We start from the raw sequence: 10,781 nt of genomic DNA, 5'->3' as shown, positions 1-10,781 counted from the left end.
GCGAAACGGTCCGGCTACTCCCCATGGACGAGACCATCAGCATCGCCCGCGAGGCCGCTCCATCCGGCTCGGGTCCGTTGCTGATTGCGCGGGCAGGTCACATGCGTTTGTGATTGGCCGAAGCCTTTCCGCGGTCGTCATCCTATGGCGAAGCAAGGAGCGAAGCGACGCGGCGCAGACATAGGACCCATGCCGCGACTTCGACGCGTTGCAACGGTGCAGAATTCTGCTCCGCTGCACCCTTCGGTCAAGGTAACGGAATGGGTCCTCGGGTCTGCGCTTCGCTTCGCGTCGCTCCGTGATGACGACGCCAGAGGCCTCAACCTAATTCCGAACGTTTGCGGTGGTCTCCAAAGCCAACGTCAGGCCGCGTCCTTACTCCGCGGGAACGGCGGCCGCGTCGCATCCGTCCAGCTCGCATGTGTGGGTGGCCAGGCTGCGCTGGCCCAGCAACACCGTGACCAATGCGATGACGCCGGCCGCCACCGAGACCCAGAACCCGTTGCGGGCGCCGAATTCATCCACCACCGCACCGGCGGCAAACGAACCCAGCGCCATCGGCGACTACACCGACAATCCCGATGGCGGTGCACCTGGCGATGCCACCAATTTGATTCGCGCCCTGATCGCAGCCGGCATCAGGGCGTTGCGGTCGGTACTATCGCCGATCCGGAATCGCGCGCCTTCGAGCATCGCTTAGCCTTTTCGAGCCGCCCTCTGCGCCCGACCTGGTCGAAAAAGTCAACGTCATGCAGGAGGAGCTTGTAGTGCGCTCCCTTACGTGCCGGCCGGAGTTCCTGTCTGGAGGACTTGCGTGCTCTTTCGGCCGCGCCCCCAACTTCAACGGGATCACCCCCCGACGCGATCCTCCAGCTTGCCCCCGCGACGCTGCGGCCAGCCGATGCCGATTGGCAACGCGCCTGCGCCGTCGAAGTCGAGGCGTCGAATTTCCTTACGGCCGTGGAACTCGTCCGGCACTGGGCCGACTTCGCCCGTGTCGACGTGCCCGTCCAGATCATCCTCGGCGATGAGCGCCCGTGCTCGACCTGCCGCTGCTCGCCGCCTTCGGCCGGTCGATGGCAGTGCTTCGGCTTCTCCGTGATTGTCTGTCCGGCGACCAACCATTTCATGCAGCTCCAGCAGCCCGCGTGGTGCGCCCCGGCGGTTGGCTGCATTCGCCAACAGCAACAGCAAGGCCTCCCGCGATGCCGATGCTGCAAATAATGACAAGGGGCCGAACGCTGAAACAACGCGCGGAAGTGCCATCGGCTTTTGAGTCACACCAATACGACAGCCTCATCGACGCATTGCGCTATTGGGCTGAGAGAGCCTCAGATGCGATGGCCGTCGCCAACGATGCCTTCGGCTTCAACTACCCCGATGCGGTGATGGTGCCGGGAAAATACCAGAAGCGGCCGAGCCGCCCTTCGTTCCCGGCCGTGACCGCGCCGGCACAATGCTCGCCGTCGGCGAGGGCGTGTGGACTTCAAGGTCGGCGATCCGGTTCTCGCCCAGGTGTTTTCCGGCGACTTCGCGGATCAGGTCGACGCTGCGGCCGGTGCTACAGTATTCAACGCCGTCTTCGTCGCGGTCTCGATCCGGTCGGACGTCAAGGCGGGCCACCGGGTGGTGGCCAAGGGCGCGACCGGCAGCGTCGGCGCCGCGGCGGTGGAGCTTGCGCCAATCTCGGCGCCCATGCGGTCGACATGGTCTCCTCTGAGGAGAAGGAGGAACTGGTGCCCTGCTCTGATGGGAAGGCGATCGTCATTGCCGCGCATGACGGATCAAAGATGGACGCTTCCCAAGCGCAGGTGCGCCGCGCCTGGGGCGGCGGCGACCGCGGGGCGTATGTCGTCATCGACATGGTGCGCAGCGCGATGTTTCGGGGGCTTGACCGCGCGGGCTCGGCTTTGCGGGCAAGCTCGTCATGGTCTGCTTCGCCTCGGGCGACATCCCAGCCGCCAGGCCAACCATCGGTTCTACGAGAACCTGACCGTAATGGGTGCGCCGCTCAACATCTATTTCGATGGGCACTAAAGCGGATGCGCAGCGGGGCCAATGTCGCCGCGGTCCTGCCCTTCGACGGGCTCATCCACGGTCTTCAAGATATCCCCAACTGCAAAGTCACCGGCAAGTTGGTGGTGAAGACTGAGACGGCCATATAATGCAGGCGCCGGATTTCACGCAACTGTGCTTCCGCCCGTTTCGCGAGGATGATGCTCTTCTGACATCGCTCGGTACGGTCTGCGTCGCCTCGAACGAAACCGGTCTCGTCCTTCGGCTGGACAGCGGCCCGACCGCCGTCAATCCCGGCGGCTTCGTCCATGGCGGTGCGACGGCGGCGCTGTTCGATGTCGCGCTCTACGAGGCCGCGAAGGCGGCGTTCGCTGCGGAAGCCGTGACCAGCGCGCTCGATGTGAAGTTCCTCGCGGCCGGCAATGCGAAATCCCCGGTCTATGTTGTCGCGCAGAGCGTCAAGGCCGGGCGCATAATGGCGACCTGTACCGGCTCCGCCTTCCAGGACGGCAGGATGATTGCCTGCGCCACCGGACAGTTCGTGAGAGCGGCCGCCCCTCCGTCTCCAACGTCGCCATGAAGGACAACCGATGACCGCTCTCGTCTTCGAGCAGGTGCTTGAACGACCTCCCGCTAGATGTTTGGTCCCGGGATTTGATGGAGCGGATCGACGCTAAACCGCTCGGGCTGTGATGCCCATGCCTTGCAGATGAACTCGTAGGGCGTGAGCCCTTAAGGGTCTTGAGCCTGCGGGCAAAGTTGTAGGCTGCGACGAAGTCAGCAAGGTGCCTGCGGAATTGGTCATGGCTCTCGTAGTAGAAGCGCTTGACGGTGGCATCCTTGATAGTCCGGTTCATTCTTTCGACCTGACCGTTGGTCCAGGGGTGCCTGGCCTTGGTAGTTCGGTGCTCGATGTCGTTTCTGGCGCAGGCGTATTCGAAGGCATGGGCGCGGAAGAGTTCTCCGTTGGCGATGGCCTCCCTGATGAGCGGCACAGCCGAGCCGCCGGCGCCCGGCTTGGTGAACTAGATGCCGTTGTCGGTGAGCACGGTGTGGATTCTGTAGGGGACGGCTGCGATCAGCCGCAGCAGGAACTCTCTCGATACGGCGGTAGTGGCCTTTTCATGCAGTGCGACGAGGCGAACTTGGACGTGCGGTCGATAGCGACGAACATGTGGAGCTTGCCCTGTTCGGTTCGCACTTCGGCAATGTCGATGTGGAAGTAGCCGATCGGGTAGCTCTTGAACCTCCTCTTTTCCGGCTTGTCGCCTTCAACATCCGGCAGGAGACCGATGCCATGGCGCTGCAAGCAGCGATGCAATGAAGATCGCGTCAGATGCGGGATCATCGGCTGCAGCGCATAGAGGCAGTCATCAAGCGGCAGCAGCGTGTAGCGTCGGAAGGGACCGCCTCCTCCTCGACGGAGAGCACGGTCGATCGCGGGTCCCTCGGGCCGGTCGGCAGATCGGTGACCGAGATTCGCGTCTCCCACTTCGCGACTGTCTTCTGATTGATCCCATAGCGCTTGGCCAGCGCTCTCAGGCTCTCTTGACTATGCTGTATCGCTCGACGGACCGCCTCTGTCGTCGTGGCGCTCCCATGGAGAACTTGGCCCATAGTGCCTCCCTTGATTCGGAACTCAAGGATGCTCCATCAAAGCCCGGGATCAAACATCTGGGCGTACTGCTCTTCCTAGTCGCCACCGGCCTGACGTTGATCTTCGGCGTCCTGGACTTCGTCAATTCCAGCCACGGCTCGCTTCATACTGGGGGCCTATTCGCGCTCACCTTCCAGACCCTTACCGACAGCTTCTTTCTCGCGGCGGTCTTTGCCGGGCAGTCGTCTGTGTGATCGGGCTGCTCTTCGAACTGGCGCTGGTGCGCCGCTTTTGGGAGCGAAGCCATCTCGACCAATGCTGATCACTTAAGGCCTGATCCTCCCCGCCAACGTGGCCGTCAGCATCCGATTAACTTGCAGATTCACTGACAGCCTTTCCAAAACCCTCCGAAAGACGCGCGCACCCACTTTTTAAGCGCGGTCAGACTAGCGGCGTTTCAATTCGGACGAACAGAAAAGTTTCTCTTGCAACGTATCCAGTTTGGATACTTAATGCCCAAAGTTTCGGTTCAACCCCGGTTATGTAGAAGCAATGGAAAATTGGATTGTGGGCTGCGATGTCGGTGGGACGTTCACCGACTTCAGCGCGAAAGATGTCTCAAGCGGACGAACGGTGATTCATAAGCGAGCGTCAACGCCAGACGATCCGTCTCGCGCCGTCCTGCATGGTCTTAAGGAGCTTACTGAGAGGCATGGGATCTCACCCAATCAGATCAGCCGTTTCGCTCACGGCACCACGGTGGCAACCAACGCGCTTCTACAACGGAAGGGTGCTCGTGTTGCCGTAGTCACCACTCGCGGTTTTCGAGATCTGCTGGAGATTGGACGTCAGACACGTCCGCTTATCTACGACCTTCAGGTCGACGCTCCTCCAGCACTGGCAGAACGACATCTTCGTTTCGAGGTCGACGAGCGCATCGGAGCGACGGGACAAATTATTACGCCGCTGACAGATGCCGCTATCGACAAATTGGTCCACCAAATTGGTGCTGAAAAGGACATCGAGGCAATCGCCGTCTGCCTCATCTTTTCGTTCTTGAATAACGAGCATGAGCTTAGACTTGCCGCAACTCTGCGAAATGCGTTTCCAAACATCTTCGTATCGGTTTCCGCTGAGGTTCAGCCTGAATTTCGCGAGTATGAAAGGTTCTCGACGACCCTCATCAACGCTTTTCTACAGCCAGAAGTCTCTCGCTACATGGAGCGGCTTCAATCAGAGGTACGGACCGTAGCGCCCAACGCTGAATTTGGAATATTCCAGTCAAGTGGGGGGCTGATGTCGGTGGAACGTGCCGCACAGCTTCCGGTTCGCACAGCCCTGTCTGGCCCTGCTGCCGGTGCCGTCGGAGCTTCGGGCGCGGGCGCCCTGTCTTCCATTACCGATGTTATAACGCTGGACATTGGCGGCACAAGCACTGACGTTTGCCTGATCCGAGACGGGAAGACAGCCCTTGCTAACACGCGGGATATTTCCGGGTTCCGTATCCGCCTGCCCATGGTTGATATTCACACCGTTGGAGCTGGGGGCGGATCTATTGCTCAGATTGGCCCGGATGGCCTGATGAAAGTAGGTCCCGAGAGTGCGGGGGCAGTGCCAGGTCCGGCGTGCTATGGGCGAGGGGGCACTTTGCCTACCGTTTCCGACGCGAATGTACTTCTCGGTCGGTTGCCGAAGGAACTGGCAGGCGGCGGCCTAACCATTGACAAAGACCGCGCTCAGGCCGCGATCAAACCGATAGCAGACGCCCTTGGCGTGAGCCTGGAAAAGGCTGCGATGGGCATTATCGGTATTGCAACCGCAAACATGACCCGGGCAATCCGCGTAGTTTCCGTTGAAAAAGGTTACGATCCTCGTCGCTTTGCTCTCATGCCTTTCGGTGGCGCTGGTGGTTTGCATGCCGCGGACGTCGCCCGTGCTCTCGGCATGAAAACGATTATCGTGCCACGAGCTCCCGGAATCCTCTGCGCCGAAGGACTGATTGTCGCGGATTTGCAAGAGGACTTTGTTGCCAATTGTAGAGCCGCAGTCGGAAGCGATCTCACTTTTGTCCAAAGTATCGTCAACGATCTCAATTTAGCGGCGGGCAAATGGTTTAGGACAGAGGCGGCTGGTGCGGAGGCACGCCAGGTAATCCTGACCTTTGACATGCGTTATCTAGGTCAAAACTATGAACTCTCAGTGGAGGTTTACAACGGCGCGCAAGAACCGACCTGCCCCGATACAGAGGTCCTACGAGCTGCTTTTTTCGAAGAGTATCTTCGCAATTATGGACATTGTGACAAAGATGCCCCGATCGAAATGATCAATGTACGGCTGCGAGCCTTGGCACGCCTGAGTCAAGCTGACACTACTGCCGTGCCGCCTAGCGAGGAGCCCTTGCCCTTCCAGCATGTTGATGTCTGGTTCTCGCCACAAAACCCCGAACGCACGCCGTTGTACAACCGCAATACAATGCCGGTCGGCACAGTGGTAGCCGGGCCCGCCATAATCACACAGCTTGATACTACAACAGTCGTCCCGCCCGACGCGAGCATCCGCGTCGACGAAGCTTTGAATCTCATCATGGAACTTTCAGATGTCTGACTTTAAGATCGACCCCATTACGCTCGAGATAACATGGAACGGGCTGAAATCGATTGCTGATGAATGCTTCATCACCATCATGCGCAGCGCGTTCTCCTCCAACGTTAAGGAACGCCACGACCATTCAACGGCGATTGCTGATGCAAAAGGTCGGTTGATTGTCCAAGCTGAAATGTCGCTTCCGGTCCATCTTGCTTCGATGGGGGGGATGATGAAGGAAATCATGGCGCTGTACGGCGATGATATCGCGCCAGGAGACCTTTTCATCGCGAATGATCCCCATGTGGCAGGCGGCACGCACCTTCCAGATATCAATATGGCCGCGCCTGTTTACGACGGCAACCACCTCATTGGATTTGTTGCCAATATCATTCACCATGCTGATGTCGGAGGGGCAGCCGTCGGCTCAATGTCGGGTGGTCTCGACGAAATTTACAAGGAAGGACTGCGTATTCCGGTAGTACGTCTTTACCGCCGTGGAGAGCGGGTCGATGATGTGATGCGTCTTCTCCTCCTAAACATGCGGTTGCCCGACGAACGTCGCGGTGATCTTAATGCGCAAATTTCCGCTTGCCGGCTTGGCGAACGGCGTCTGCTTGACTTGGTCACCGATATCGGCAGCGAGAAGCTTCGTCAGATATTTGACGCGATCGTATCACGCACCCAGCTTCGCATGCGCAGAGCGATTGCCGCCCTTCCCGATGGTTCATACAGCTTCACTGATTTTATGGACGACGATGGAATTGCTACCAAAGACATCAAGATCGTGCTGACGGTCGAGAAATTCGGTGAGCGGATAAAATTCGATTTCACGGGAACCGATCCCCAGGTCAAAGGAAATTTCAATCTCACATATAACGCAACGCAGTCTGCAATCTGTTACTCTTTGAAGGCACTGCTAGACAGTGAGGTGCCGACAAATCAGGGCATCTTTGATGCTATTGACATCGTTGCGCCTGAAGGAAGTTTTGTTAACTGCGTTGCCCCCGCAGCGGTCGCAATGCGAGCGAACTCCTGCCAGCGTGTCGTCGATTGTGTGCTCGGGGCGTTAGCTCCTGTGGTGCCGGAAAAGGTCATTGGTGCCGCAAATGGGGCAAACACGTCTGCTGTATTTACAGGAACTGATCCTCGCACCGGAAAAATGTATGTCTACCTCGAAACGTTAGGTGGGGGAATGGGTGCCCGAGCGACGCGAGACGGCAAAGATGGAGTCCAAGTCCACATAACCAACACGTCGAATCTGCCCGTTGAAGCCATTGAGCTCGAGTATCCGCTGCGGGTCGAGGAATATTCTTTACTCGCGGACACGGGGGGCGCGGGTCGCCAAAGGGGCGGTATGGGCATCCGGCGCATTATAAAACCTGTCGGCCACGACTGCGAGTTTAATGGTGTCGGAGAGAGATTTCGCCATCAACCGTGGGGTGTATTCGGAGGATCCTCAGGGGCGGCTGGCGCGTTCTTCATCGTGGGGCCCGATGGCGCTCGCGAAAAGCTCGACTCGAAGGCAAGTAAAATCCAGCTGAATGCGGGTTCAAGCGCGGTGATAGAAACTCCGGGTGCCGGCGGATATGGCGCGCCCGCAGAGCGATTGGTCGCGTCAATCATTGCCGACGTGAAAGCGGGCAAAGTCAGTGAGCAGGCCGCCACTCGTGATTATGTGCAATTCATCGACGAGCCCCCCTTTAAAAGGTCACGGTTAATGCCGCCGAGACCAGTTCTTAAGAGTGATCTCAATATGGATCGAAGAGACATTCTGACGTGAAACCGAACCTGCCAAGCACCACGCTGGCTCCAACAAAAGCGCCAATAAAGGTAAATTGTGATGAACCAAACCTCCAGTACGTCAACTGATGCGGTGGTGGATGCCCCTTCGGCTGGCGTTGGTGTAATGTCTGCTTCGCGCCATGGTGGCGCTTACGGAGGAAAGGCAGATGACGCAGGTGCGTATCCTTGCGATCGACCTTGCGAAGCGAAGCTGTCAGGGGTGGTGCGGTTCTATTCAATCGTGTTTTGTCCCGGTCCAGGCGGACTTCAAAAAACTCTGGACCAATCCAGACACCCCGAACCGCGAACGAAAGCACCTGCTTGCCCACATCATTGAGGACGTCACTCTCCTCAAACCACCGAAGAGAGGCACAACCACGGTTCAGTCGCTTCAAGGGCGGTAAAACCCAGACGCTCGTCACCGTGACCCCAAAATCCCCCAGCCAGCAGATCAAGACGAACCCCAATATCATCGAACTGATCGATGACATCCTCGACAATCATATTTTTTCCGAAATCGCCGAGATTCTCATCGATCAGGGATATCGTCCGGGCTCGGTGACGCGCCGTGACCAGCGGAATGCACGCTTCACAACCAAACGCGTCACCTATCTCGTTGGCTGGTCAACTCCGCCAGTAGGATACGCAGCCCCGGCGGATCGAGTGTCCCGTCGATGCGCAATCGCGCGCCGCTCGGAAAGGCCACGACGATCCTGCCGGCCGGGTTCGGGCAATCGACCGCGGCGCGTTCGACACCGGCAGATCCTTCACCTCGATCCGCGCGAAGGTCGCGATGGCCTGATCGGCCTCGAGCTCGCCGCCGGTCATCTGCTTGCGCCAGGCATAGAGCTGTGATGGAGCTACGCCGAACGCTTTCGCGACCTCGGTCACCTACGACCCCGCTGCGCTCGCCAAATCCACCAACGCCCACTGCTCGGCGCAACTCCACAGCTTGCGTTGTCGCGAATGCCCGGACTCCGTTGCATCATCGGCGGCCGGCGCGCTAGCGCTCAATTTGCCGACCAGATCGCCCTCTGTAGATTCCAATGTCATGGGTGGAAAACGCCCATCTTCATCGGACTATTGCAAGGTGCCCTTTGCGCGTCGCTTATTACTGTGATCGTCGCCCTTTCCAACAAGCTGGCGCGCATCGTTTCGGCGCTGTTGCCGAAAGGCGGGGTCCATGGCGCTCCGGTAGCGGCCGGATAAACCGACCGCAAACACGAGGCGTCGAAGGTGTAGGAGGGTCGGGCATCAGATGATCGCAACAGAGGCCGGACAGATGTCAGCACCCAACTACGCGCAAAGTACCGTACCTGGAAAATCCTCTTGCACTTACGGGAGTGTCCACAGATGTTCGGGGGGCCAGATAAGCAGACGGCGCGGCGTCAGCGTCCTCATCGGCGATCTCGAGGATACGGGGATACGGTGGTGCTGGCCAAAGAGGACCGCGTCGCGCGATTGGCAATCTTTTGCGACAGGAACCGAGGAGCGTTGGACGGTTCGTGCGCGTCAATCGGCTTAATAGCGGATTGGTGGAGATCGTCCGCTGAGGGCTTCGATTGCGGGACGGGCACTAGGCTTTGCACAGCATGCACTGCACAACGAATTTGGCTCGCGAGCGAATCGCATGCTTCAAATGTCGCCCAGGAAAAGAGACCAACTGGGCGGCACCGTCGGAATCCGCACATGAACCTTTCGCTGGGAGCTGCGCTCGTTTCGTCTGGGTTACGCGTCCACCGCTCCTCAATTCGCTCGACAGTTGCTGTACACCGCACGGCATACGGTTTGTAAATTACCTGCCCTTCCACCGCGGCTTACGTTTTTCCATAAAGGCCCGAGCCCCTTCGCGGCTGTCCTCCGAATCCTCTAAAGCCTTGGATTTTCTTAGTTCACCCGGCGGATTTCTGATCGCCGCAAACCCGTCCTTTGCAGACAGGTGCGATATGTAGCGCATGACTTCTTTGAGGCCTTCGACAGCGAGCGGGGCAGATTCACAGATTTTGTTGGCATGACGGAAGGCGGCTGCCAGTGCCTCTCCCCGAGGGGCAACCTCATTCACAAGGCCCCATCTGGCGGCCTCAGACGCTGAGATTGGCTCGCCTGTCATCATGAGGTGCATTGCGATGTTGAATGGTATACGGCGATGTAGGTCTACGTACCGCCGGCCGTGGGCAAACCCGAGCCGCGCTTCCGGGAGAAGGAAGCGCGCATGCTCGGCCGCTACGATCATATCGCACGCGAGCGCGATCTCGAAGCCTCCACCGGCCGCGGATCCGTTGACCGCGGCTATTACCGGCTTCGTCAAACCCCAGAACTCAGTAATGCCACCCGAACCCTCCCGGGCCCTCACCAACCTCCGGATCAAAATAGAGATCGGGACTGCTCGCCTCATTCAAGTCCCAACCGCCGCTGAATATCCGGTCCCCCGCACCCGTGAGGATTGCCACTCGTACGTCTTCGTCTTCCTGAGACGCTGCAAAGGCAGAATACATCTCTCGGCTTAGACGGCGAGAAATGGCATTTGCTGGTGGGTTGTCTATCGTGACTACGAGTATTTGTCCTTGTCGACTGAGTGCTAACTATGTGTGGTCATATTGGCAGTCTTCTGATCAGTGCTTTGTGCTTGGTGCCGGACGGCGGCTCTAACCGGTAACGCTGCCGCGACGGTTGTGTGCGTCAAGTTCTGCAAAAAGGGGCGGCCATGATGCTGGTCATGATGCTGGTCATGCGGCTTGGCGCAGAGCGAGCTTCTTGTGCTCGCGCAGGTCGTCCATGTTGATGTATCGGTTGGCCTCCA

10 protein-coding genes and 2 pseudogenes are annotated in these 10,781 nt (G+C 58.8%); 5 read left to right on the top strand and 7 right to left on the bottom strand.

Annotated features, from left to right (window positions below):
- Positions 1 to 375: 375 nt before the first annotated feature.
- Both NKI10_RS30320 and NKI10_RS30315 read right to left on the bottom strand, forming a co-directional pair.
- Positions 376 to 558: pseudogene (locus NKI10_RS30320) on the bottom strand (MFS transporter); the annotation flags it as partial.
- A gap of 291 nt (positions 559 to 849) precedes the next feature.
- Positions 850 to 1,266, bottom strand: coding sequence for a hypothetical protein (locus tag NKI10_RS30315; protein ID WP_352862566.1), 417 nt, complete (start codon positions 1,264 to 1,266; stop codon positions 850 to 852).
- A 440-nt stretch (positions 1,267 to 1,706) separates the two neighbouring features.
- Between NKI10_RS30315 and NKI10_RS30310 the strand changes: the two genes are divergently transcribed.
- Both NKI10_RS30310 and NKI10_RS30305 read left to right on the top strand, forming a co-directional pair.
- Complete coding sequence (locus NKI10_RS30310; protein WP_352862565.1) at positions 1,707 to 2,165, top strand: hypothetical protein; 459 nt, start codon at positions 1,707 to 1,709, stop codon at positions 2,163 to 2,165.
- The gene (locus NKI10_RS30305) at positions 2,165 to 2,596 is read left to right on the top strand and encodes a PaaI family thioesterase (protein ID WP_023820113.1); all 432 of its coding nucleotides are present in this window, start codon (positions 2,165 to 2,167) and stop codon (positions 2,594 to 2,596) included. The genes NKI10_RS30310 and NKI10_RS30305 overlap by 1 nt, the downstream gene beginning before the upstream one ends.
- 53 nt (positions 2,597 to 2,649) lie before the next feature.
- Here NKI10_RS30305 and NKI10_RS30300 read toward each other — a convergent pair.
- Positions 2,650 to 3,633: pseudogene (locus NKI10_RS30300) on the bottom strand (IS481 family transposase).
- Between NKI10_RS30300 and NKI10_RS30295 the strand changes: the two are divergent.
- The 3 genes from NKI10_RS30295 (at position 3,616) to NKI10_RS30285 (ending at position 7,979) form a co-directional block, all read left to right on the top strand.
- Entirely contained in the window at positions 3,616 to 3,867 is a 252-nt protein-coding gene (locus NKI10_RS30295) for a hypothetical protein (RefSeq protein ID WP_155924286.1), read from the top strand. The pseudogene NKI10_RS30300 and the gene NKI10_RS30295 overlap by 18 nt on opposite strands.
- Before the next feature lie 298 nt (positions 3,868 to 4,165).
- Positions 4,166 to 6,217, top strand: a complete 2,052-nt coding sequence (locus tag NKI10_RS30290) for a hydantoinase/oxoprolinase family protein (RefSeq protein WP_352862564.1) — start codon at positions 4,166 to 4,168, stop codon at positions 6,215 to 6,217.
- Complete coding sequence (locus NKI10_RS30285) at positions 6,210 to 7,979, top strand: hydantoinase B/oxoprolinase family protein (protein ID WP_352862563.1); 1,770 nt, start codon at positions 6,210 to 6,212, stop codon at positions 7,977 to 7,979. The genes NKI10_RS30290 and NKI10_RS30285 overlap by 8 nt, the downstream gene beginning before the upstream one ends.
- Here NKI10_RS30285 and NKI10_RS30280 read toward each other — a convergent pair.
- From NKI10_RS30280 to NKI10_RS30265, 4 genes are all read right to left on the bottom strand, one after another.
- The gene (locus NKI10_RS30280; protein ID WP_352862562.1) at positions 7,948 to 8,472 is read right to left on the bottom strand and encodes a hypothetical protein; all 525 of its coding nucleotides are present in this window, start codon (positions 8,470 to 8,472) and stop codon (positions 7,948 to 7,950) included. The genes NKI10_RS30285 and NKI10_RS30280 overlap by 32 nt on opposite strands.
- 133 nt (positions 8,473 to 8,605) lie before the next feature.
- Positions 8,606 to 8,872, bottom strand: coding sequence for a transposase (locus NKI10_RS30275; RefSeq protein ID WP_352862561.1), 267 nt, complete (start codon positions 8,870 to 8,872; stop codon positions 8,606 to 8,608).
- A gap of 904 nt (positions 8,873 to 9,776) precedes the next feature.
- On the bottom strand, positions 9,777 to 10,289 hold the full coding sequence (locus tag NKI10_RS30270; RefSeq protein ID WP_352862560.1) for an enoyl-CoA hydratase-related protein: 513 nt from the start codon (positions 10,287 to 10,289) through the stop codon (positions 9,777 to 9,779).
- Between the two features lie 10 nt (positions 10,290 to 10,299).
- Positions 10,300 to 10,539 carry an enoyl-CoA hydratase-related protein gene (locus NKI10_RS30265; RefSeq protein ID WP_352862567.1) on the bottom strand — a complete coding sequence of 80 codons (240 nt, stop codon included), beginning with the start codon at positions 10,537 to 10,539 and terminating at the stop codon, positions 10,300 to 10,302.
- Between the last annotated feature and the right edge of the window lie 242 nt (positions 10,540 to 10,781).

This window comes from Mesorhizobium sp. M0802, assembly GCF_040320115.1.
GTDB lineage: Bacteria > Pseudomonadota > Alphaproteobacteria > Rhizobiales > Rhizobiaceae > Mesorhizobium.
This window is presented reverse-complemented; position numbering and strand designations above follow the sequence as displayed.

Excerpts from the sequence above, each read along its gene's own strand:
- NKI10_RS30315 (WP_352862566.1), bottom strand. The coding sequence starts at position 1,266 with ATGGCACTTCCGCGCGTTGTTTCAGCGTTCGGCCCCTTGTCATTATTT.
- NKI10_RS30310 (WP_352862565.1), top strand. The coding sequence starts at position 1,707 with ATGGTCTCCTCTGAGGAGAAGGAGGAACTGGTGCCCTGCTCTGATGGG.
- NKI10_RS30305 (WP_023820113.1), top strand. The coding sequence starts at position 2,165 with ATGCAGGCGCCGGATTTCACGCAACTGTGCTTCCGCCCGTTTCGCGAG.
- NKI10_RS30295 (WP_155924286.1), top strand. The coding sequence starts at position 3,616 with ATGGAGAACTTGGCCCATAGTGCCTCCCTTGATTCGGAACTCAAGGAT.
- NKI10_RS30290 (WP_352862564.1), top strand. The coding sequence starts at position 4,166 with ATGGAAAATTGGATTGTGGGCTGCGATGTCGGTGGGACGTTCACCGAC.
- NKI10_RS30285 (WP_352862563.1), top strand. The coding sequence starts at position 6,210 with ATGTCTGACTTTAAGATCGACCCCATTACGCTCGAGATAACATGGAAC.
- NKI10_RS30280 (WP_352862562.1), bottom strand. The coding sequence starts at position 8,472 with ATGTCATCGATCAGTTCGATGATATTGGGGTTCGTCTTGATCTGCTGG.